The sequence below is a fragment of the Pseudomonas sp. Marseille-QA0892 genome (assembly GCF_054950135.1).
Map to the genome: position 1 here is coordinate 2638204 of NZ_CM143104.1, position 23131 is coordinate 2661334.

At 59.3% G+C, this 23131-nt stretch carries 20 protein-coding genes; 8 read left to right on the plus strand and 12 right to left on the minus strand.

Features of this window, described 5'->3' with window-relative positions; all coding sequences use genetic code 11:
* Nucleotides 1–270: 270 nt before the first annotated feature.
* Nucleotides 271–1365 (minus strand): iron-sulfur cluster carrier protein ApbC, encoded by a 1095-nt coding sequence (gene apbC / locus ACY8D3_RS12245; protein ID WP_462379057.1) that lies wholly within the window; start codon nucleotides 1363–1365, stop codon nucleotides 271–273.
* A 187-nt stretch (nucleotides 1366–1552) separates the two neighbouring features.
* Here apbC and metG point away from each other — a divergent pair, with 187 nt between their 5' ends.
* From metG to ACY8D3_RS12265, 4 genes are all read left to right on the plus strand, one after another.
* Nucleotides 1553–3589: a methionine--tRNA ligase gene (gene metG, locus ACY8D3_RS12250; RefSeq protein WP_462379058.1), complete on the plus strand. Its 2037-nt coding sequence runs from the start codon at nucleotides 1553–1555 to the stop codon at nucleotides 3587–3589.
* An 83-nt stretch (nucleotides 3590–3672) separates the two neighbouring features.
* Nucleotides 3673–4632, plus strand: coding sequence for an RnfABCDGE type electron transport complex subunit B (locus ACY8D3_RS12255; RefSeq protein ID WP_462379059.1), 960 nt, complete (start codon nucleotides 3673–3675; stop codon nucleotides 4630–4632).
* A 23-nt stretch (nucleotides 4633–4655) separates the two neighbouring features.
* Nucleotides 4656–5294, plus strand: coding sequence for an endonuclease III (nth, locus tag ACY8D3_RS12260; RefSeq protein WP_462379060.1), 639 nt, complete (start codon nucleotides 4656–4658; stop codon nucleotides 5292–5294).
* 109 nt (nucleotides 5295–5403) lie between these two features.
* Nucleotides 5404–5574 carry a PA3496 family putative envelope integrity protein gene (locus ACY8D3_RS12265; RefSeq protein WP_462379061.1) on the plus strand — a complete coding sequence of 57 codons (171 nt, stop codon included), beginning with the start codon at nucleotides 5404–5406 and terminating at the stop codon, nucleotides 5572–5574.
* Between the two features lie 181 nt (nucleotides 5575–5755).
* On the opposite strand, the gene ACY8D3_RS12270 is transcribed toward ACY8D3_RS12265, so the two are convergent.
* Nucleotides 5756–6973, minus strand: a complete 1218-nt coding sequence (locus ACY8D3_RS12270) for an argininosuccinate synthase (protein WP_462379062.1) — start codon at nucleotides 6971–6973, stop codon at nucleotides 5756–5758.
* A gap of 77 nt (nucleotides 6974–7050) precedes the next feature.
* Nucleotides 7051–7974 (minus strand): flagellar protein MotY, encoded by a 924-nt coding sequence (locus ACY8D3_RS12275; RefSeq protein WP_462379063.1) that lies wholly within the window; start codon nucleotides 7972–7974, stop codon nucleotides 7051–7053.
* Nucleotides 7975–8158: 184 nt separating this feature from the next.
* On the opposite strand from ACY8D3_RS12275, the gene pyrC reads away from it, so the two are divergent.
* A complete protein-coding gene (gene pyrC / locus ACY8D3_RS12280; RefSeq protein WP_462379064.1) occupies nucleotides 8159–9205 on the plus strand; it encodes a dihydroorotase in 1047 nt (348 codons plus the stop codon).
* Complete coding sequence (gene rnt / locus ACY8D3_RS12285; protein WP_462379065.1) at nucleotides 9202–9876, plus strand: ribonuclease T; 675 nt, start codon at nucleotides 9202–9204, stop codon at nucleotides 9874–9876. The genes pyrC and rnt overlap by 4 nt, the downstream gene beginning before the upstream one ends.
* Nucleotides 9877–9915: 39 nt before the next feature.
* On the opposite strand, the gene ACY8D3_RS12290 is transcribed toward rnt, so the two are convergent.
* Nucleotides 9916–10200 carry an Rdx family protein gene (locus ACY8D3_RS12290; protein WP_462379066.1) on the minus strand — a complete coding sequence of 95 codons (285 nt, stop codon included), beginning with the start codon at nucleotides 10198–10200 and terminating at the stop codon, nucleotides 9916–9918.
* A gap of 74 nt (nucleotides 10201–10274) precedes the next feature.
* Between ACY8D3_RS12290 and ACY8D3_RS12295 the strand changes: the two genes are divergently transcribed.
* Nucleotides 10275–12455, plus strand: coding sequence for a patatin-like phospholipase family protein (locus ACY8D3_RS12295; protein ID WP_462379067.1), 2181 nt, complete (start codon nucleotides 10275–10277; stop codon nucleotides 12453–12455).
* A gap of 282 nt (nucleotides 12456–12737) precedes the next feature.
* On the opposite strand, the gene ACY8D3_RS12300 is transcribed toward ACY8D3_RS12295, so the two are convergent.
* Together ACY8D3_RS12300 and cysK are read right to left on the minus strand one after the other, a co-directional pair.
* Nucleotides 12738–13172 carry a MarR family transcriptional regulator gene (locus tag ACY8D3_RS12300; RefSeq protein ID WP_462379068.1) on the minus strand — a complete coding sequence of 145 codons (435 nt, stop codon included), beginning with the start codon at nucleotides 13170–13172 and terminating at the stop codon, nucleotides 12738–12740.
* A gap of 173 nt (nucleotides 13173–13345) precedes the next feature.
* Nucleotides 13346–14320, minus strand: a complete 975-nt coding sequence (gene cysK / locus ACY8D3_RS12305) for a cysteine synthase A (RefSeq protein WP_462379069.1) — start codon at nucleotides 14318–14320, stop codon at nucleotides 13346–13348.
* A gap of 251 nt (nucleotides 14321–14571) precedes the next feature.
* On the opposite strand from cysK, the gene ACY8D3_RS12310 reads away from it, so the two are divergent.
* Nucleotides 14572–15636 carry a DUF748 domain-containing protein gene (locus ACY8D3_RS12310; RefSeq protein WP_462379070.1) on the plus strand — a complete coding sequence of 355 codons (1065 nt, stop codon included), beginning with the start codon at nucleotides 14572–14574 and terminating at the stop codon, nucleotides 15634–15636.
* Nucleotides 15637–15669: 33 nt separating this feature from the next.
* Here the strand turns inward: ACY8D3_RS12310 and ACY8D3_RS12315 are convergent, their stop codons facing one another.
* The 6 genes from ACY8D3_RS12315 to ACY8D3_RS12340 form a co-directional block, all read right to left on the minus strand.
* The gene (locus ACY8D3_RS12315) at nucleotides 15670–16344 is read right to left on the minus strand and encodes an SPOR domain-containing protein (RefSeq protein WP_462379071.1); all 675 of its coding nucleotides are present in this window, start codon (nucleotides 16342–16344) and stop codon (nucleotides 15670–15672) included.
* A gap of 10 nt (nucleotides 16345–16354) precedes the next feature.
* On the minus strand, nucleotides 16355–17635 hold the full coding sequence (gene folC, locus ACY8D3_RS12320; RefSeq protein ID WP_462379072.1) for a bifunctional tetrahydrofolate synthase/dihydrofolate synthase: 1281 nt from the start codon (nucleotides 17633–17635) through the stop codon (nucleotides 16355–16357).
* Nucleotides 17632–18504, minus strand: a complete 873-nt coding sequence (gene accD, locus ACY8D3_RS12325) for an acetyl-CoA carboxylase, carboxyltransferase subunit beta (protein ID WP_462379073.1) — start codon at nucleotides 18502–18504, stop codon at nucleotides 17632–17634. Before accD ends, folC begins: the two co-directional genes overlap by 4 nt.
* 117 nt (nucleotides 18505–18621) lie before the next feature.
* Complete coding sequence (locus ACY8D3_RS12330) at nucleotides 18622–19242, minus strand: phosphoribosylanthranilate isomerase (protein ID WP_462379074.1); 621 nt, start codon at nucleotides 19240–19242, stop codon at nucleotides 18622–18624.
* Between the two features lie 52 nt (nucleotides 19243–19294).
* On the minus strand, nucleotides 19295–20149 hold the full coding sequence (gene truA, locus ACY8D3_RS12335; protein WP_462379075.1) for a tRNA pseudouridine(38-40) synthase TruA: 855 nt from the start codon (nucleotides 20147–20149) through the stop codon (nucleotides 19295–19297).
* A 1-nt stretch (nucleotide 20150) separates the two neighbouring features.
* Nucleotides 20151–22904, minus strand: a complete 2754-nt coding sequence (locus ACY8D3_RS12340) for a FimV/HubP family polar landmark protein (RefSeq protein WP_462379076.1) — start codon at nucleotides 22902–22904, stop codon at nucleotides 20151–20153.
* Nucleotides 22905–23131 lie beyond the last annotated feature (227 nt).

The window sequence follows — 23131 nt, forward strand, 5'->3', positions numbered from 1 at the left end:
CCATCGAATCTCGAATCGATCCAATCGAGCTCAACCAAGCAATGCCGGCCGAAGCACTTTTCCATAGGCAACAAAAAACCCGCCGAAGCGGGTTCTGTCGACCACTTCCCAGTATCCATACCGGGCTGCCTTCCTGGCGGTGGCGTATCATCCATGAGCGACCTGAGCACGTCCTGTGCTGCAGTTGATGGAGGCTATCTTACCGGCCCGGAGAGGACCGCGTAATGGCTATTCTCGGACGCGCAGTGTAAGACATTCGCCATACGCGCATCAGTCATCGCTTATCTGGATGTTCGGCATGGCGACTGCGGTGCGGCCTGCCTGGACGATACGTGCACCTACGCGACGGGCCGTTTCCTGATAGATCATGGCAATCTGGCTTTCGGTGTCGGCAATAGCGGTCGGCTTGCCGCTGTCAGCCTGCAACCGAATCGCCATGGAAAGTGGAAGCGAAGCCAGCAGATCTACGCCATACTGCGAAGCCAGCTTTTCGCCACCGCCTTCACCAAACAGATGTTCAGCGTGTCCGCAGTTTGAGCAGATATGCACGGCCATGTTCTCGACAACGCCCAGCACAGGAATGTTGACCTTACGAAACATCTCGACCCCTTTCTTTGCGTCGAGGAGCGCCAGATCCTGCGGTGTCGTTACGATGACAGCGCCCGCGACCGGTACCTTCTGCGCCAGGGTCAACTGGATGTCCCCGGTGCCCGGCGGCATGTCGATCACCAGATAGTCGAGATCATTCCAGGCCGTTTGTGTGACCAGCTGAAGCAGTGCACCGGACACCATCGGCCCACGCCATACGACAGGCGTGTTGTCATCCGTCAGAAATGCCATCGACATGACCTGCACGCCGTGCGCTTCGAGCGGAATGAAGTACTTCTGGTCCTTGACTTGCGGGCGGGTTCCCTCAGGAATACCGAACATGATGCCAAGGCTTGGCCCGTAGATATCCGCGTCGAGAATGCCTACCCGTGCGCCTTCGCGTGCAAGCGCCAACGCCAGATTGGCCGCGGTGGTCGACTTCCCGACACCGCCTTTGCCCGAAGCGACCGCAATAACGTTCTTCACGTTGCCGAGTGCCGGAACCTGATCCTGCGCCTTGTGCGCCTCGACCTTGCATATGACCGACACACTCGCGCGTGTCACGCCCTCCATGTTCTCGAGCGCGACCTCTAGCAACTGAGCCAGGCCGTTACGGAAGAGATCGGCAGCGTAACCAAGCTGGATCTCGACCCTGACCTGGGAGCCATCGATATCGACGCCCTTCAGACTACCTGCACTGACGAGGTCCTGCCCCAGATGGGGATCGATGTATTGGCGAAGCGTTGCTTCTACCGCGTCGCGGCTTATCACACTCATGAAGACTCCAGCTGAAAGTTATGTAAATCGCTCGGGCATCTTATCAGCAGCCTTTCCAGGCCACAGAATTGCGATGCCCGTTCACGGCCGATTGAGGCCCAACCATTCGTGGGCCGACTGGCCCGGTAAACGCTGCATCCTTTATAGTTATGCCCTTTCCCTTCGCATTCAGTGACTGCCCGCCGATATGTCCGAACCCCGTCAGATACTCGTTACCAGCGCCCTCCCCTATGCCAATGGCTCGATTCACCTCGGGCACATGGTGGAGTACATCCAGACCGACATCTGGGTGCGGTTCCAAAAGATGCGCGGCAACCAGTGCACGTACGTCTGTGCGTCGGACGCTCACGGGTCTGCCATCATGCTGCGTGCCGAAAAGGAAGGCATCACGCCAGAACAGCTCATCGATAACGTTCGCGGCGAGCACACGACGGACTTTGCCGACTTCCTGGTCGACTTCGACAACTTCCACTCGACACATGCTCAGGAAAACCGCGAGCTTTCGGAATCCATCTATCTGGCGCTGCGCAATGCTGGCCATATCGCCAACCGCGCGGTGACACAGTATTTCGACCCGGAAAAAGGCATGTTCCTGGCCGACCGTTTCATCAAGGGCACCTGCCCCAACTGCGGTGCTGCCGACCAATACGGCGACAATTGCGAGAAGTGCGGGGCGACCTACTCGCCAACTGAACTAAAGGATCCGCGTTCCGCGATCTCGGGCGCAGTACCGGTACTCAAGGAGTCCCAGCATTTCTTCTTCAAGCTGCCTGACTTCGACCAGACGCTGAAACAGTGGACACGTGGCGGCGCGCTGCAGGACGCGGTCGCGAACAAGATTTCCGAATGGCTCGATGCGGGCTTGCAGGAGTGGGATATCTCTCGCGACGCGCCCTACTTCGGCTTCGAGATTCCCGGTGAGCCGGGCAAGTATTTCTACGTATGGCTCGACGCCCCAATCGGTTACATGGCGAGCTTCAAGAACCTGTGTGATCGCCGACCTGACCTGGATTTCGACGCGTACTGGAAGAAAGAATCGACGGCTGAGCTCTACCACTTTATCGGCAAGGACATCGTGAACTTCCATGCGCTGTTCTGGCCGGCCATGCTCGAAGGCGCTGGCTATCGCAAGCCAACGGCGTTGAACGTTCATGGCTTCCTGACCGTCGACGGGCAAAAGATGTCCAAGTCCCGTGGCACTTTCATCAAGGCCCGGACCTATCTGAACCATCTGAATCCGGAATACCTGCGCTACTACTTCGCGAGCAAGCTTGGCCGAGGCGTCGATGACCTCGACCTGAACCTCGAAGACTTTGTACAAAAGGTCAATTCGGACCTGGTCGGGAAGGTCGTGAATATTGCCAGCCGCTGCGCAGGCTTCATTCACAAGGGCAATGGTGGTGTGCTGGTAGCGAGCAATGCGGCACCCGAGCTAACGGCGGCCTTCCAGGCCGCAGCACCGAGTATTTCGGATGCCTACGAGCAACGCGATTTTGCGCGGGCCATGCGTGAGATCATGGCGCTCGCGGACCGCGCTAATGCGTGGATCGCCGATATGGCGCCTTGGGCCCTCAACAAGCAGGAGGGCAAGCAGGACGAAGTGCAGGCCATCTGCGCAACCGGCATCAACCTCTTCCGCCAGTTGGTGATCTTCCTCAAACCCGTTTTGCCCAAGCTTGCCGAAGCGGCAGAGAACTTCCTGAACGTCAGCCCCCTTACTTGGGCGGACCATCAGGACCTGCTCGCAAACCACCCCCTCAACGCCTTTAGCCCCCTGATGACCCGTATAGAACCTGCAAAAATCGAAGCCATGATCGACGCGTCCAAGGAAGACCTCGCTGCCGAAGCCCCGAAGCCCCAGGGCAACGGCGAATTGACCAAGGAGCCGCTGGCTGCCGAAATCAACTTCGATACGTTCGCAGCCGTGGACCTTCGCATTGCATTGATCGAAAAATGCGACTTCGTCGAAGGTGCGGACAAGCTGCTGCGCCTGACACTGGACATTGGCGATGAGAAGCGCAACGTCTTCTCCGGCATCAAGAGTGCGTACCCTGATCCCAGCAAGCTGGAAGGCCGCCTGACCTTGTATGTCGCGAATCTCGCCGCTCGCAAGATGAAGTTCGGCGTATCGGAAGGCATGGTCCTTGCGGCGGGCCCGGGTGGTGAGGAAATCTACCTTTTGAGCCCGGATAGCGGCGCCAAACCCGGCCAGCGCGTCAAGTAACGTTCGGCTCATCCTGAGGCCGGCGCTAGCCGGCCTCATTCGTTTCCGCCAATAGCCGAGCATCACGGCTCGGTACTGCGACCATGACACCATCTGCCATTTCAGTTCAGGCCATCGACGCGCTACTGCCTCAGACACAGTGCGGAAAGTGTGGCCACCCGGGCTGCCTGCCCTATGCGAAGGGCATTGCATCCGGTGAAGCGATAAACAAATGTCCACCGGGCGGGCAGGCCACCGTGTCACGTCTGGCAGCCCTTCTGCACAAGCCCGCCATGCCATTGGCGGAGCCTGAAATCCCGCCACAGATCGCGTTCATCCGAGAAGACGAGTGCATCGGTTGCACGAAGTGCATCCAGGCATGCCCTACCGACGCCATCCTCGGAGCAGCCAAACTGATGCATACCGTCATCCGCGACGAGTGCACGGGCTGCGAGCTTTGCGTGGTCCCGTGCCCGGTGGACTGCATAGACATCCTGCCGTTGGATGAGCATGAAGCAGCCCAGCAACGCGCTCGCGCTGACCACTTTCGTCTACGTCATAGGGCTCGCCTCGAACGACTGGCTTCTGAAGCGGCAAAACGTGAGTCCGAACGCAATGCCAGGCTCGCGCGCGCGGCCCGGGCGGCAGTCGATCACCCATCATCCGCAGCTGCCCAAAACGGAGCAGGCGCCCCTGGCACGCAAGCAAGCGATATCAAGCGCCTGAAGCTCGAGGCGGCTATGGCCCGAGTTGCGCTCGGCAAGGTGGAGAAACAGTTCGCCCAACGTGGTACGGACACGTTGAAGGCACAGGTCGAACAGCTGCGCGAGGCCAGTCGCCGAGCGGATGAAGCGCTGCAACGTGCCAGCCCACCCAAACCTGGCGCAGACGAAGCCGACATTAAAAAGGCCAAGATTGCAGCAGCCATGACCCGCGCTCAGGTCAGCAAAGCTGAAAGAGCCTACGGCGATTCGCCAACGAGCGACCAGGTCACTCAACTGGAGGGGCTTCGCCGCGCTGCCAACGCGGCCCAGGCCACGCTCGAACGCCTGCTTTCGCATTGAACACACTCTGACGGAACCACGACATGAACGCCGCCAAACGTCTTGAGATCTTCCGGCGCTTACACGAAGACAATCCGAATCCAACGACCGAGTTGGCATACACCACGCCTTTCGAATTGCTGATTGCGGTGATTCTGTCAGCGCAGGCGACTGATGTCGGCGTAAACAAGGCGACGGCGAAGCTGTTCCCGATTGCCAACACGCCCGAGGCCATCCATGCACTGGGCGTCGATGGACTCTCGGAGTACATCAAGACCATCGGCCTCTACAACAGCAAGGCGAAGAACGTCATTGAAACCTGCCGCATCCTCATGGAGCAGCATGGCAGCCAGGTACCCGAAACCCGCGAGGCGCTGGAAGCACTTCCAGGGGTCGGCCGCAAGACGGCGAATGTGGTCTTGAACACGGCCTTCCGGCAGCCGGCCATGGCGGTCGACACTCACATCTTTCGGGTTTCCAACCGCACCAATATTGCGCCAGGCAAGAACGTGGTTGAGGTGGAGCGGAAGCTGATGAAGTTCGTCCCGAAGGACTATCTCATGGATGCCCATCATTGGCTCATCTTGCATGGACGCTATGTCTGCATCGCACGCAAGCCGCGCTGCGGAAGCTGCCGCATTGAAGATTTATGCGAGTACAAGCACAAGACATCGGACGATTGAACAAGCCCGGATTTTTTGCACCTGACGATTGAAAAAATCTTTTTTACGACCTCCGCCTTTGCGGATATAAGGTGCGCCATGTAGCCCCCGTTCCTAAGGAGCGAATGCCATGGCAGATGATGTAGATATTGAACTTGACGATGATGTAACCACTGACGATCAGGACGACGCACCCGTCGAAGTCGCGAAGACCAACCTTACCAAGCGCCGAATCATCGATAATTTGCTTGAAGAACGCCGGCTGCAAAAGCAGCTCAATGACTACGACTTCGACATCTGATCGAAGCGGCGGTCACTCTTTGCCCTTCTGATCAGGCTGCTTCTTGCCGGTAGCCTGGCCACCCGCCCCGACCCCAGCTGTAACTGTTATGCCGCCTCTGGCGAAGCCGTTCCTGCCCGAGCGCTAGCCATGCATAAAAAACCCCGGCTCAAGCCGGGGTTTTTACGAAGCGGACCGGTGATCAGTTGAGCTTGCGGCCCTTACCAGCAGCGATACGCATGCGCAGGGCGTTCAGCTTGATGAAGCCTGCTGCATCGGCCTGGTTGTAGGCCCCGCCGTCTTCCTCGAACGTTGCGATGTTGGCGTCGAACAGGGAATCGTCGGACTTGCGGCCGACCACGATGACATTGCCCTTGTACAGCTTCAGGCGGACCACACCGTTCACATTGACCTGGGATGCATCGATCATCTGCTGGAGCATCAGACGCTCTGGGCTCCACCAGTAGCCAGTGTAGATCAGGCTCGCATACTTCGGCATCAGTTCATCCTTGAGGTGCGCCACTTCGCGGTCCAGGGTGATGGACTCGATCGCGCGGTGCGCCTTCAGCATGATGGTGCCACCAGGCGTCTCGTAGCAGCCACGGGACTTCATACCGACGTAGCGGTTCTCGACGATGTCCAGACGACCGATACCATTTTCACCGCCAATGCGGTTCAGTTCGGCCAGCACCTGGGCAGGCGTCATTTCCTTCCCATCGATGGCGACGATGTCGCCGGCCTTGTAGGTCAGCTCAATGTACGTCGGAGTATCAGGCGCAGCCTCAGGAGACTTGGTCCAGCGCCACATGTCCTCTTCGTGCTCCGTCCAGGTGTCTTCCAGCACACCCCCTTCGTAGGAGATATGCAGAAGGTTGGCATCCATGGAGTAAGGCGATTTCTTCTTGCCATGGCGCTCGATCGGAATGGCATGCTTCTCGGCATAATCCATCAACTTCTCGCGAGACAACAGGTCCCACTCACGCCATGGAGCGATCACCTTGACGCCAGGCTTCAGCGCATACGCGCCGAGTTCGAAGCGAACCTGATCATTACCTTTGCCAGTAGCGCCGTGAGAAATCGCATCAGCCCCAGTCTCGTTGGCGATCTCGATAAGACGCTTGGCGATCAGCGGCCGCGCGATCGATGTACCCAGCAGATACTCGCCTTCATAGACGGTATTGGCCCGAAACATGGGGTATACGAAATCGCGGACGAACTCTTCGCGAAGGTCGTCAATGTAGATTTCCTTGACGCCCATGGCCTGGGCTTTGGCGCGTGCAGGCTCGACCTCTTCGCCCTGACCAAGGTCAGCGGTGAAGGTGACCACTTCGCAGCTGTAGGTGTCCTGCAGCCATTTCAAGATTACCGAGGTGTCCAGGCCGCCTGAATATGCCAGGACAACCTTCTTCACGTCCGCCATGCCATCCACTCCACGGGGTTGTTCGCAAAGGACGGGATTCTACTGGTCCGGCGCCCGCATTTACAGCGGCGTATGCGTCAACCGCCAGCGGGATTCTCCGACGCCTGTGCAGGCGGGTTCGTCGCTTCCGCTTGCGCCTGGCTCGTCACGGGTTCTCGAGACAAGCTGATCATTACCCGTCGATTCTTGGCGCGGTTGGCGGCGCTGCTGTTGGGCACGAGCGGATAACGCTCACCGTGGAAGCGCACCACGATGCTATCGGCCGGCACGCCGCGTCCGACAAGATACTCCTGAACAGCCAGCGCCCGGCGCCTCGACAGATCTCGGTTGGTCAGCCGGTTGCCGCTGTTGTCGGAATGGCCATCGAGCTCAATGTGGTTGACGCTTGGATCTGCCTTCATGAACTCAAGGATGATGTCCAGCTTGGCCTTCGCTACGTCATCCAGGTCCGTACCGGCACCGGGAAAGCCCAGCTGGGATCGCTGGATCTGATCGAAATTGACCGGTAAGAGCTTTGCGGTACATCCAAGGTAGTTGTCATAAGCCGTCCGGAAACGCGTAGGTAGCAGCCGCACCTCAAGCGACTCGCTTCCGGAGAACGTTCGGTGGCGAACGAGCGGGCTGCGCCCTTCGAGCAGACCGGTCAACAACCGCCCGGCCTGCTCCTGGGTGCTGCTGAATGGTTTATCACCATCCGTGACATTCACGACCCCAAGGTTGATGTCCCCACGTCCGGGTTGCCACGGTGCAGCAGCAGCGAGCAACAAGGCCGACCCCTTGCCCATCCATCGCTCATTGGCACTCAGACGGAAAATCGCAGCCTCGCCAGCGCGGCGCACGAATTCGCCGCTACCAAAACCCGTCACCGACTGGGATAGCCGGCATTCGAACTGATCGCCATCGACCGTCCACTCCGCTTGTTCCAGACGCGTCTGGAACGTCAGTGCCATGGCAGGCAGGCTGACGAACAGAAACGACGCTAGAACGAGGTGCGAGCGCACGATGGTCTCCAAAAAAGCAAAGGCAGATACCCTGATATCGGTGCCGCGGCACGGAACTTGAGCGGCATCGTGCCGTGCCGGTGTCACGCTTTTCCGGTAGCATGCCCATGATTCCATTCAGCAATGCCAGATCGCCTGCTTTTTCTCGCAGGGACGACTGGTAGACCACGATCCGGATGCCTGCATGACCGACCGCATCACCTTGCTCCGCCCAGATGACTGGCACATTCACCTTCGGGATGGCGCCGTACTCCCGCATACCGTGGCTGACGCTGGCCGCGTCTGCGCTCGGGCCATTGTCATGCCGAATCTCGTACCGCCCGTGCGCACGGCTGATGACGCTGGCCAATACCGCCAGCGCATACTGGATGCACGGCCTGCTGGCAGTCATTTCGAACCGTTGATGACGCTTTATCTCACTGAGAGCACAACGCCGGATGACATCCGCGTAGCGAAGGCGGCAGGCTTCGTACACGCCGTGAAGCTTTACCCGGCCGGCGCGACGACAAATTCGGCCTCAGGCGTGACGTCCGTCGACAATGTCTTTCCAGTCCTGGAGACCATGGCAGAAGTCGGAATGCCCCTGCTCATTCACGGCGAGGTCACGCGTGCCGATGTCGACGTGTTCGACCGCGAAAAGCGCTTTATCGATGAGCACATGGTTCGTCTCGTCGATCGCTTCCCGGCGCTGAGGATCGTTTTCGAGCACATCACCACAGCCGATGCGGCGACCTTCGTCCGTGAGGCGCCGAATAATGTCGCCGCGACGATCACGCCCCAGCACCTGCTCTTTAACCGCAATCACATGCTGGTCGGCGGAATCCGCCCGCACTTTTTCTGCCTGCCCATCCTCAAGCGTAACACCCATCAAGTTGCGCTTCTGGACGCGGCCACAAGCGGTAATCCGAAGTTCTTCCTCGGCACGGATTCGGCGCCCCATGCCCAGCACGCCAAGGAAAACGGCTGCGGTTGCGCGGGCTGTTACTCGGCCAATGCCGGCATCGAGCTTTATGCTGAAGCCTTCGAGCAGCGCGATGCCCTCGATAAGCTCGAAGGCTTTGCGAGCCTGCACGGCCCGGATTTCTATGGCCTGCCGCGCAACACGGACCGCATTACGCTGGTACGGGATGACTGGCAGCTTCCAGCTACGCTGCCGTTCGGCGACCAGGTCGTCGTTCCGCTCCGGGCTGGCGAGACGCTCCGCTGGCGCGTACTGGAGGCAGCGCAATGAGTGAAGAACAGTACGACGACGATCTGGACAACGCGCCATCTTCCAGCCCCAAGCATCCAATGGCGCGTCGCTTTCGTGGCTACTTGCCTGTCGTGGTAGACGTTGAGACGGGCGGCTTCAATGCGGCCACGGACGCGTTGCTCGAGATTGCCGCGACGACGATCGGCATGGATGAGCAAGGCATGCTCTTCCCCGAGCACACGGCATTCTTCCGGATCGAGCCATTCGAAGGCGCTAACATCGAAGCAGCGGCGCTCGAGTTCACTGGCATCAAGCTTGACCACCCGTTGCGGATGGCGGTTACCGAAGAACATGCCCTGAACGAAATATTCAGAGGCCTGCGCAAGTCCATCAAGGCGAATGGCTGCAAGCGTGCAATACTGGTCGGCCATAACAGCGCGTTCGACCTTAACTTTCTAAACGCCGCGGTCAATCGCACTGCGCTCAAGCGCAACCCATTCCACCCCTTTTCCAGTTTCGATACCGCCACCCTTGCCGGTCTGGCCTACGGTCAAACGGTACTGGCGAAAGCATGCCAGGCTGCCGGGATCGAATTCGATGGCCGCGAGGCTCATTCCGCCCGCTATGACACCGAGAAGACTGCTGAACTGTTCTGCGGCATCGTCAATCGATGGAAGGAAATGGGCGGCTGGATGGAGTTCGACGACTGACCCGCAAGGCGGCGCCACGGCACCGCTTTTCATGGCCTGCTAAGCGCGATCGTTATGCCCGAGATCGCGACCGGGATCGATCTGGTCGCGTACTCGTTGCTTGAGCACTTTCGCTTCCGGGAAGCCGCCATCGGTCTTGCGTTCCCAAACCTGCACGCCATCGCAGGTTATTCGGAACACCCCGCTATCTCCCGGTTCCAGGGAGACGCCGCCGAGCGCATTCTCGAACGTTGACAGTAATTCCTGCGCGAGCCATGCCGCCCGAAGCAGCCATTGGCAACGCGGGCAATATGTGATGACGACATGGGGTTTTTCCTGGCTCATCCTCGGCGCCTGCGTATCGGACAAAGCCCTATACTATCGGCCTTTTTTCGATCCACGTCCGCCAGGATGTCGCCATGCGCCGTCTCGTTCTTCTGCTTGCCTTTCTCCTTTCCTTTCCTGCACTCGCTGAACCGCAGCGGACGGGCCTCGTGCTGTCCGGCGGCGCGGCAAGAGGGCTCGCGCATATTGGCGTATTGAAAGCGCTCGAAGAGCAGGGCATCCAGATCGACGCCATCGCAGGCACCAGCATGGGCGCGGTTATCGGTGGGCTCTATGCGTCTGGCTACAGCGTCGAAGAGCTGCGTCAGCTGGCGCTTTCATTGGACTGGAGCGAAGTGCTTTCAGACTCCCCGCCTCGTCAGGACATACCGTTCCGGCGCAAACAGGACGACCGTACGTTTCTCGTCAAGCAGCGTCTGAGCTTCAGAGATGACGGCAGCCTCGGGCTGCCGCTTGGGGCAATCCAGGGGCAGAACCTCGCGCTGTTGCTGGAAAAGCTCCTTGTTCGGGCCAGCGATACCCGCGACTTCGATCGTCTGCCGATCCCGTTCCGGGCGGTCGCTACCGACATCGCCAATGACGAGAAGGTGGTATTCAAGGAGGGCCATCTTGCCGAAGCCATTCGCGCGAGCATGTCGATTCCGGCGGTGTTTGCGCCTGTCGAAATTGGCGGGCGCCTGGTGGTGGATGGTGGCATGGTCGACAACATTCCGGTGGATGTGGCCCGCGACATGGGTGTGGACCGCGTCATCGTCGTGGACATCGGCACGCCGCTGAAACCCAAAAAGGAACTGCTCACCGTCGTCGACGTCCTCAATCAGAGCATCACCATGATGACGCGCCGCAATTCGGAAGCTCAACTGGCCACGCTTACGGGCAAGGATGTACTAATCGAACCGCCCATGGCCGGTTACGACGTGACCGACTTCGGCCGCGCCGAGCAGATGATCGATACCGGCTACCGTGCGACCAAGGCGATGGCAGAGCGTCTGGCAACACTGAAATCCAATCGCGGCGGGAACCCGGCACTGACGCTCGCACGCTCCGCGGAATCGCGGGAACCGGTCATAACGGACATCCAGATCGAGAACAACTCCAAGGTAGGTGATGACGTGATCCGTCAGATCATTCGCCAGGAGATCGGTCAGCCCCTGGATATCGAACGGCTGCAGAAGGACATGGGGACGTTGTATGGGCTCGACTACTTCGATCAGGTGCAATACCGCGTCGTCCACGGTAGCCAAGGAAGCAACACGCTCGTCATCGATGCGCGTGAGAAACGATCCGGTACCGACTATCTCCGGCTGGGCATCAACCTTTCGGACGACTTTCGGGGCGAAAGCGTCTACAACCTGGGCGCCAGCTACCGAATGAATGGTATCAATCGTCTGGGTGCTGAATGGCTCACACGACTGCAGCTTGGAGACAAGCAGGAGCTTTTCACCGAGTTCTACCAGCCGCTGGATGTCGGCTCGCGTTGGTTCGTTGCGCCCAACGTATATACCGAATCACAGAACGTCGAATCGACACTGGACAATGACCCGATCGCCCGCTATCGCCTGCAGCGGTACGGCTACGGGCTTAATACAGGCCGCCAGATCGCCAATAACGGCGAGATCCGCTTCGGTATCGGCCAGGCATGGGGCGAAGCCAAGGTAAGACTGGGAGACCGCGATCTGCCAGATGTGAACTTCACGGAAGGCTATTATGAACTCAAATATTCATTCGATACGTTGGACAACGTGGACTTCCCCCATGAAGGGGAGAACATCGACCTGACGCTTCGCCAATACGACCAGAGCCTGGGTTCAGATCAGCGCTATCGCCAATGGGAACTCAATCTGGACAAGCCGTTCGCCAACGGCCCAGATACCTGGATTCTAGGGGGCCGTTATGGCCGTACGATGGACAAGGCCGAAGTCGTGACGTCAAGCTTCCTACTAGGCGGTGCACAACAACTTTCAGGCTTCCGGCAGGATGCGCTGACCGGGCAAAACGTCAGCCTTGGGCGTATTGTCTATTACCGCCGCCTGACCCAACGCGCCATACTGCCACTGGATTTCCCGCTATATCTCGGTGCCTCCCTGGAGCGCGGTCGCATTTGGAACAATGACAACGCGTTCGATAGTGGCTACATCAATGCAGCGAGTATTTTCCTGGGCTATGAAACGCCGCTGGGTCCACTCAACTTCACCTATGGGATGAACGACGAGAACGAACACGCGCTGTACCTGAACCTCGGTCGCAGCTTTTGAAGGCTGATTTTTCCTGCAGACCACATGCACCGAGGGTAGACAAAGCCATTACCCGTAGCATTGCACGAACGCTGTACGCTCGGCCTCAGCACGAGCCGCCGGAACGCCGGCCGCAGCTCCAGGAAGACCGTAGGGGTTGATGCCAAAGATATCGGCGTGCGGCCTCACAAAGTTGATGGCACTTCCACCGTGCGCCGATTCTTAGCGCATTCGAGCGTGAGCGTAGGAAGTAGCGGCAAGGTTGCCCGAATCAGGTGGTCAGGCCTGCCAGGCCCTCTTCCGTCAGGGCTTTTCGAGATTCGCCAGGATTCGGGCGTGTACCTGCTGGCAGCGGCGAATATCTTCTTCATCGATGCCGGCGAACGAATCTTCCCGAACTTGCCTTGAGATCGTTTCGATCTTCTCGATCAGAGGTCGCGCCTTATCTTCCAAGGCAATCTTCTTGGCACGACGGTCCTCAGGAACGCCAACCCGCCGTACGAGCCCCTGGGCTTCGAGGCTATCAAGTAGCCGTGCAAGCGTCGGCCCCTCTACCCCTACGCTCTTTGCCAATTCGCGTTGCGTGGGCATTTCTGGAAAGCGATTCAAATGCATCAGTACCAGCCACCGCGCTTGGGACAGACCGAGCCCGGCGAGGCGTCGGTCAAGCTCTGCGCGCCACGCGCGTGACAGCCAGGCGAGCTGCATCGCAAATCTATGTTGGTCAGGATAGGACATGGGTATTTGAAGTCGCCAAAGCTAATTATTAGTCGACTATTCATAAAAACGTGGGTATTAGCAACTGTTCTTATGTACCGCCTGCATTCTGTTCAGCCAATCCAGGCCTCTCCTACTCCCCGCTTCCATGCTACAGCGAGCCCCCAAAGGCGACTCGCTGCAGGGAACGCACGTTATTGAACGGTTTCCTGCTCCGTGAACAGGTCACTGAACAGCATGCTGGACAGGTAGCGCTCGCCCGAGTCAGGAAGGATTACAACCAAGGTCTTGCCCTGCATGGCGGGATCCTCGGCTAGACGCACTGCAGCCGCCATGGCGGCGCCACATGAAATACCGCAAAGGATGCCTTCCTCCTGCATGAGTCGCCGCGCCATCGTCTTCGACTCTTCGTCGGTCACCTGCTCTACCCGGTCCACCATGGAGAGGTCCAGGTTTGCCGGTACGAAGCCAGCGCCGATGCCCTGAATCTTGTGGGGGCTGGGCTTGATCGGCTCCCCTGACAGCGCTTGAGTGATGACCGGCGAGGTCACCGGCTCCACCGCTACAGATAGAATCGACTTGCCCTTGGTCCCCTTGATGAAGCGTGAGATACCTGTAATCGTTCCACCCGTACCGACGCCTGCGACGAGTACATCTATTGCGCCATCGGTGTCATTCCATATCTCGGGACCCGTCGTCTTCTCGTGAATCGCAGGGTTGGCGGGGTTCTCGAACTGCTGTGGCATGAAGTATTGCGCCGGGTCCGACGCGACAATCTCGCTCGCCTTTTCGATGGCCCCTTTCATGCCTTTCGCCGGTTCGGTGAGCACCAATTCTGCGCCCAGGGCCTTGAGGACCTTGCGGCGTTCGAGGCTCATTGATGCCGGCATGGTCAGCATGAGCTTGTAGCCTCGAGCAGCCGCTACGAACGCCAGCCCGATACCAGTGTTGCCTGACGTCGGCTCAACGATGGTCATTCCTGGCTTGAGACGGCCATCCGACTCCGCGTCCCAGATCATGTTGGCGCCAATCCGGCATTTGACGGAATATCCCGGATTCCTGCCCTCGATCTTGGCCAGAATCGTTACGCCGTGCGGCGCGAGGCGATTGATTTGCACGAGAGGTGTGTTACCGATCGTTTGCGCATTGTCTCTATAGATACGGCTCATCTGGCCGGCTCCTTGATGGCGGATTATCTGGGTAGGCCGGGCGCCCAAGCGCCGCACCTCGCAGCGTTGCAGGCGAAACCGTTGCCCTGAGGCGCACCAGTATCGCCAAAAACAACCCAGCATCACACCCCAGCAGGTAACCACCTGCTCCGAGTCGTTCGCCCATCCCGAAGTCGAATGCGCCGCAAAACCCGAACCCGACCCCTCGCCCATCTGTCCACCTTTAGTCACTCCAGCACCAGGGCCCGAAGATGAACCCGCGCTATCGAATTCCCCTGTTGATCATCGCGATCCTGGCGGTAGTGTTGATCATCCTTCAATTGGCGTTACCAACCGTCGTGCGCAACTATCTCAACGACCAGCTGGCCGACATGGGTGACTACCACGGACATGTTGAGGATGTCGGGCTGCACTGGTGGCGCGGCGCATATCAGGTTCACGGGCTAATCATCGAAAAGAAGGATGACAAGACACCGGTACCACTGGTCGACGCACCGTTCACGGAGATCGCGGTGAGCTGGAGAGCGCTGTGGCAGGAGCAAGCGATCGTGGCGGAGATAACCTTCGATGGACTTAAGGTCAATTTTGTCGATAACCCGGGAGACGATGACCAAACCGGTGAAGGCGTGGACTGGCGCGATCAACTGGAGAAGCTGCTGGCTATCACCTTGGATGAGGTGCGCGTTCATGACGGGCGCCTGGCCTTCCGAAATTTCCAGTCATCTCCTCCGGTGGACGTGTATGTCGACAGTATCGAGGCTCAGGCTTTCAATCTGACGAACACGCGGGAAGCACAGAATCGTCGATCCGCTTCTTTTAATGGCCAGGGCAAACTGCTCGGTCACGCCCCGGTCGAAGTGACGGCGCACTTCGACCCTTTGGTGAGAATGGATAATTTCGACGTTCAGCTTCGCACCACCGACGTCGACCTCACCGAACTCAACTCATTCGTCGAGGCATATGGCCGATTCGACTTCAAGGCAGGCACGGGCGATCTCGTAACGGAGGTGGACGTGGAGAACGGCGAGGTGACGGGCTACATCAAACCGTTGCTCAAGAATGTGCAGGTGTTCGATTGGAAACAGGACGTCAAGGAAAAGGGTGTCTTGCAGGGGATGTGGGAAGCTATCGTCGGCGGAACGGAAAGCGTACTGAAAAACCAGCGTAAAGATCAGTTCGCAACGCGGATAGAGCTATCCGGCAGCACCAAGGACCCCAACGTCAGCGCGTTTACCGCCTTGATCAATATCCTGCGCAATGCCTTCGTTCAGGCCTTCACCCCCCGCTTCGAGCGCGCGATGGGCGACGAGGAGTGAGAAAGGCCGGCCGAGAGCCGGCCTGTTGGAGCGTTAGCCTTCTTCCGGCTGAAAGCGCACGACGAAACCATCCAGCTTTTGCTGACGGCTAAGCTGGGCCCGAAGCTTGTCAGCCTCTGAACGCTCAATGACGGGACCAACGAACACCCGATTCATCCCACCTGCCGTCCTGATGTAGGCGTTATAGCCGTCCTTTCTGAGCGTATTTTGCAAATTCTCTGCACTCGCCCTGTTTGACAGGCTGGCCAACTGTACCGACCAGCTAACGGGCAAACTGTTGGCATCGAGTCGGCTCTCGGGCGGCGGCGCTGGCGCAGGTGCTGGCTTAGCCTCGGTAATGGGCTGTATGGGTTGCTGCGGCGGCTTGGGCGGCTCGGCTGGCTTCGACGGCGAGACACTCGCAACAGCCGTGTCTTCCGGAATGATTACAGGCTCGGCCTCTTCCGGCACATCCTGGGGCGTCGTTGCGTTGCCTTCGTTCGCCGCGATGCCAGGCGCATTCGCCGAGTTATCAATGGGCTGAGGCTGTGGCGTAGTGGTCTGATCCATGCTGATTTCTGGCATGGCAGGCGCCGTAGGCGCGGGTGGCGCTTCGACGACGGTATGCCTGAGCTCATTCTGTCGCGTAAACAGCATCGGCAGGAATATGATCGCTAACGCAAGGAGTACGAGCGCACCGATGATTCGCTGTTTCAGTCCCCGTTGCACGGGCAGCTCCTTATTTTTTGTCCCGAGCCAACCAGTCCAGCGCCTCGGCGACACAATAGAAAGATCCGAAGACGACGATCTCGTCACCGTCCCGGGCATCGCGTTCAAGGCTGTCCAATGCTGCTTGCACGCTTGGCTGTACAGTAGCGTCAGCCCCCTCGGCCAGCAAGACGGATTGGAGCGCCTCCGCAGGCCTCGTCCTAGCGGTAGCCAACGGTGCGACCAGCCAGCGATCGAACACAGAAACGAGAGGCCCTACGACGCCTTCCAGATCCTTGTCGGCCAGCAAGCCAAAGACGGCGACGCGTTGCCCGGACAAGGGTCTCGTCTTTAACCGAGAGGCAAGATAACTGGCCGCTTGCGGGTTATGTCCAACATCCAGCAGTAGCGTGATGCAGCGCCCGTCACGCTTCAGCTCATGCTGCTCCAGGCGGCCCGGGATACGGGTATCGACAAGCGCCTGGGCAACTGAGGCGGCGTCACATTCGAAGCCGAGCAATGCGAACGCCTGGATTGCCAGCGCAGCGTTTTCCATCGGTAGTTGCAGTAGAGGCAGGCCGCGGATCTCGAGCGCCCTATTGGCTACATCCGTTCCCCGCCACATCCAACTGTCACGCCCTATCACCAGGTCGTAGTCGCTCCCGCGGTAGCGCAGCGCAGCCCCGATTTCCCTGGCGCATTCGCCAAGCACCTTGGGGGGCTCAGGATCGCCGCACACGGCGGCTTGGCCGGGCCGGAAGATCCCGGCCTTTTCGCCTGCTACGGATTCTCTCGTCGTACCGAGCCACTCGGCATGGTCCAATCCGATACTGGAAATCAGGGCGACATTGGCGTCCACAATGTTGACCGCATCCAGACGACCACCGAGACCGACTTCCAACACCACAGTATCGAGCGAAGCGCGCTGGAACAGCCAGAGTGCGGCAAGCGTTCCCATCTCGAAATAGGTGAGCGTTGTCCCGCCTCGTGCGCGCTCGACCGCTTCGAACGCCTCGCAGAGTTGGGCGTCTGTCGCTTCAGCGTCGTTGATACGCACCCGTTCGTTGTATCGAAGCAAGTGCGGGGAACTGTAAACCCCAACGCTGAGAGACTGCCCGCGAAGCAAAGCAGCGAGGAAAGCGCAAGTTGAGCCCTTTCCATTGGTGCCGGAGACCGTGATGACTCGCTTGGCGGGGCGCTCCAACCCTAGCCGGCCGGCCACCTCACGACAACGGTCCAGCCCCATGTCGATGGCGTTGGGGTGCAGTTGCTCAAGGTAACTCAGCCATTCGGCCAGGGTACGCGAACTCATGCGACTGCAGGGCTCGGTTTGTGCGTCATCTGCGCCAACAGGCGGCCAAGCCGATCGCGGAGCTCGGCACGGGGGATGATCATGTCTACTGCGCCATGGTCGAGCAGAAACTCACTGCGCTGGAAGCCTTCAGGCAACTTTTCGCGCACCGTCTGCTCGATGACGCGAGGCCCAGCGAAACCAATCAGCGCCTTGGGTTCAGCAACGATGACATCGCCCAGCATCGCGAGGCTTGCAGAAACTCCACCATAGACCGGATCGGTCAATACGGAAATGAAGGGGATCCCTTCTTCACGCAGCCGTGCCAGCACGGCCGACGTCTTGGCCATCTGCATGAGCGAAATCAGTGCTTCTTGCATGCGGGCCCCGCCCGAAGCGGCGAAGCACACCATGGGGCAGCGTTGCTCCAAGGCCACATTCGCGGCTCGGACAAAACGCTCGCCTACGATGGCGCCCATGGAGCCACCCATGAAGCTGAACTCGAACGCCACAGCAACGATCGGCATTTGTTTCAGCGTCCCGCTCATCGCGATGAGGGCATCTTTTTCGCCCGTATCGCGCTGGGCCGCTGCAAGGCGATCCTTGTACTTTTTACTGTCGCGAAACTTTAGACGGTCTACAGGCTCCAGCTCCGCCCCGATTTCCTCACGCCCTTCAGCATCGAGAAAGATATCGAGACGTGTACGCGCACCGATGCGCATGTGGTGGCCGCACTTGGGACATACATCGAGGGTCTTTTCGAGCTCAGGCTTGTAGAGGACGGATTCGCAGGAGGGGCATTTGTGCCACAGACCTTCCGGCACCGAACTCTTCTTCACTTCCGACCGCATGATCGAGGGGATCAGCTTGTCTACCAGCCAGTTGCTCATATGTTGTTCTCCAATCGCTGAATCGGCCGCGGCGCCACGGCGGCCGCGTAGAAATCTGAGGCCTGCTTGCAGGCCGAATCGCATATCGACGGCGGCTGCGCCGCCCAGGTCACAGTGTCAGGCGTGTTTCACCGCGTGCACGAAGCGCCGGATGAGGTCGGCATCCTTTACACCCTTCTGCGAAGCCTCGACACCACCGCTGACATCAACCGCAAATGGCGATACCTGACGGATCGCCTCGCCAACGTTCTCGCAGGTCAGTCCGCCAGCCAGAACGAGTGGCTTCTCAAGCGACGGCGTTTTTGACCAGTCAAAAGTCTCGCCGGTCCCGCCCGCAACGCCCGGCACATATGTATCCAGCAGGATGCCCGACGCCCCCGTATAGCGAGCAGCAAGCGCAGCGATATCCTGATCGTGCCGCATGCGCAACGCCTTCATGTACGGCCGTCCATGACCCATGCACTCTTCAGGCGTTTCATCACCGTGAAACTGAAGCAGGTCAAGCGGCACCGCATCAAGGATCTCACCAATCTCGCACCGGCTGTGATCAACGAACAGGCCTACCGTGGTGACGAAGGGAGGTAGCGCCGCGATGATCCGTCGAGCCTGGTGAATATCGATGGCTCGTCCACTTTTGGCGTAGAAAACCAGACCAATCGCATCGGCGCCTGCGTCTGCCGCAGCAAGTGCATCTTCAACGCGGGTGATACCGCAGATTTTGCTGCGAACGGCGGTCATTTGCGCGCACCTTCCGAAAAGAAACGGATACTAGCAAACGACCGCTGCTGCGTCAGCGATCTTCCGGCAGTGCCGACAGGAAGTGCGGCCCCAAGTAACGCGTCGGAAGCTCATACTCGGGAGGGTATTCGGCGTCGATCAAATAAAGGCCAAACGGCGGCGCAGTCACCCCGCCGGCCCTTCGATCCTTCGCGGCCAGCACGTCGGCAACCCAACTCACAGGGCGCTCACCGCAGCCAACCGTCATCAGGACTCCAGCAAAATTGCGCACCATATGATGTAGAAATGCGTTGGCACGGACATCAAGAACGATGAAGCGGCCGTGCTGGATTACCTTCAGGTGATGGACGGTCTTGATCGCTGACTTTGCCTGGCATTGCACGGCACGAAAGGATGTAAAGTCGTGTTTACCAACAAGTGCCTGGGCAGCCTCGCGCATAAGCTCTACATTCAGCGGTCGATAGTTCCATGTCACGCCGCGGCGAAGCTGAGCCGGACGAACAGGATCATTGTAGATGACATATCGGTACCGACGGGCAAATGCCTTGAAGCGGGCATGAAAATCAGGCGGCATGACCTTGCCCCAGGTCACGCTTATATCGGGCGGAAGGTTTGCATTGGCGCCCATAACCCACGCCTTGAGCGGACGCTCGGCGTACGTATCGAAGTGCACTACCTGACCACAGGCGTGCACGCCTGAATCGGTACGGCCCGCACACTCGAGCGTTACTGGCCCCGCGGCGACCTGCGACAACGCCTTCTCCAATGCCTCCTGTACCGACGGCACACCCGCCACCTGACGCTGCCAGCCGCGGTAGCTCGATCCATCGTATTCGACGCCGAGCGCTATTCTAAAAGCGCCTGCGGCAGCCGTTTCGGCTGCCGCAGGGTTAAACGTATCGACCATTTCAAACCAGCTTTTTCAAGAGATCCTGTGCTTCTTGCTGTTGGGCATCGTTCCCTTCAGCAAGGACTTCATCAAGGATATCCTGTGCGCCTTCGTTGTCACCCATTTCTATATAGGCACGCGCCAAATCCAGCTTCGTGGTCGCTTCATCCGTACCGGCTAGGAAGTCAAACTCGTCATCAAGAATCGAATCATCTGCATCCACCGATGCCGGCTCTGCCGCAGCAGGCGCGTCGAGGTCTTCGTTCAAGTCACCCAGCTCCGCCGTCACGCGATCCAACTCAGCGGCAAAGTCAGCGTCGGTACGCGGCTCGAAGGGCTCGTCATCCGACAACGACAGATCGAAGTCGGAGGACAGCGGTTCATCCGGCTGCGCGGCAGGCGGCGCACCCGCCGAGGTCTCGGCCGGCTCGTCGAACAAAGCATCGTCCAGCAGGAATTCATCATCCGCAGCTACGGTGTCGCGAGGCTTGGAAGTGTCGGCATCCAGGTCGAGACTGAAGTCCGACAGGTCGTCTTCCAATGAAAACACAGGTTCAGTAACTGTTTCGGTAACGGGAGCTGCTGGCTCGTCATCAAACGTAAAGTCGTCGAGCGAGACGTCCTGCTCTGGTGCACGGCTCGGCGGAACTTCGGCTGCGAGTTCTGCTTCGAGGTCCGAGAAGTCGAAATCCAGTTCGTCTTCGTTGAGGTCGAGCGAGTCGATACCGTCGTCGACCTGTTCATCTGCAACGTTGTCGGATTGCTCGGAATACGCGTTGGCGGCATAAGCCGCCGCGCCTGTAGCGGCCGCGCCACCGAGCGCTGCCACTGCGAGGCTCGGATAGCGCTGTTTGAGCTGCTCGATGCCCTCACCCGCACCGCCAATTTCGCGAAGCTCGGCCTCCTGACGTGCAAACCCGTCACGATCGCCAAGCTCTGCGTAGACTTCCATCAATTTCAATCGCAGGTCGGCGCGGTGCGGCTCCTGATCGATCGCATTAAGAAGCAGCTCCGCTGCCTGATTGAAACGGCCGTAAGCAATGTAGATGTCAGCTTCGCCCAGTACGTCAGTGCCCTCGGCTGGGCCGTTCCCTACTTCGCGCGGTGCGGAAACCGCTTCCTCTGCCGGGATCAACCCTTCGAAACTTCCTGGAGGCAGCTCCGATTCACTGCCGGCGTCGAAGGCAGGCTCTTCTCGGCTCTGCGCCTCACGCTTGCGGCGCGCAATGAGCAGTGCAGCGAGCAGGATCAAAAGCGCGCCGCCGCCAATGAGGCCCATCAAGGTGCTATCGCTCAACAGGCCTTCAAGCATGCCTTCGGATGCTTCATCCATGTCGTCAGCGGCAGCCGGGGCTTCTGCAGGTACTTGTTCGTCTTGTGCAACCGGCGCGGCCGTCTCGGGCGATGGATTGGCCTCAATTCCACCGATATCCTGATCCTGCTCGGAGGGTGTCGGTGCCGCATCGTTCGGTGCCTGGTCGGCAGGAGCAGCGGCATCCGGCGCGCTCATGGCCGGTGGAGCAACATCCGGTGTGGCTCCTGCCTGGCCATCCGGGGACTCCGCTTCGCCTGCGGCTCCGGTGGCATCGGGCGATCTATTTGGATCATCAACAGCCTGACCAGAAGCGGCAAGCGTCGCCTGAAGCTTGGCGAGCTGATCATCCTTGAGCTGCATCAAACGCTGGAGCTTGTCGACCTGGCTCTGCAGATCGGTAAGACGGCTATTAAGCTCTTCATTCTCGCGGCGGGTCGTGTCGAGGCTCTCTTCAGTCACGGCCAGCTTGTCGGCGAGCGCTTTCTCGCGACCGCTTGCATCCTCCGCGCCCTCAGTCGCCTGCCCCGTTGAACCCGAAAGCAAACGGAGGTTGTCTTCGGTGTCACGCTGGGTGCCAACGGGTGCTGCGGTATCGCGACGACGGGCGTCGATCTGACGCTCGCCGGAACCGGCGACGCTTGCACCCTGACGCCATGCGGCGTTCTGAGACGCAACCTCAGCCAAGGCCTGGCTCTGAGAGCGAGCACGAATCTGTTGCTCGTTCGGTAACCGCAACACCTGACCGCTCTTCATACGGTTGATGTTGCCGTCAATGAACGCATCCGGATTCAAATCCTGGATCGCCAACATCGCCTGGTGAACCGAGCCACCTGCACTGTGCTGCTCGGCGATCTGCCAGAGCGTGTCACGCGAGCCGACTCGATAGTCGCCAGGTGCAGTCGCTGCAGGGGCAGCCGCACGGGGCGCAGCAACCGGTGCCTGGGGCTGGGGCTGGGGTTGAGGTGCTGGGGCAGGCGCTGTTGGGCGAGGGGCAGGAGCCGGCTGGCGAGCTGCCGCAATGGGCAGCTGAGGCGCAACGGCGGTCGCCTGCGGAGAATAGAGCGGCGGGTCGAGTAGGAGCGTGAATTCGCGCATCAAGCGGCCGTTAGGCCATACGACTTCGACCAGGAAATTCAGGTAAGGCTCGCGGACCGGCTTCGTCGACGTTACACGAATGACACTCTTACCGTTCGGCCTGACGACCGGCGTGAAACGCAAGTCAGTCAGGAAGTACTGTCGGTCGACACCAGCCTGATTGAATGCCTCGGGTGAGGCCAGGCTTGGCTTGAGCTCGTTATTCTCCAGCCCGCGGGTGTCCAGCAGCTCGATCTCGGCGACCAGCGGCTGGTTGAGCGACGACTGCAACGTCACTTCCCCTAACCCAAGCGCATGGGCGGTACCGGCGCCAAGCGACGAGGCCGCTGCGATTGCCAAGACCAATTTGCGAACCTGAACCATAGCGTATTCCCTAGTGTTTTCTCTTCTCGTCTGTCATTAGGACGTTCGATTTGCCTGTGGCATCCGCCTCGAAACGCTCCGTTGGATGACAGCCAAGTTGGTATCGGCAGCTAATAGTAATTCTTTGAAGTTGGCGCAAGTATCTTTGACGGCTGGCCTTTAAGCAACTGCTCAGAGTCTAGACGCAGGCCAATGGCCATGCCTGATGTTACTTATCGGACCTATGC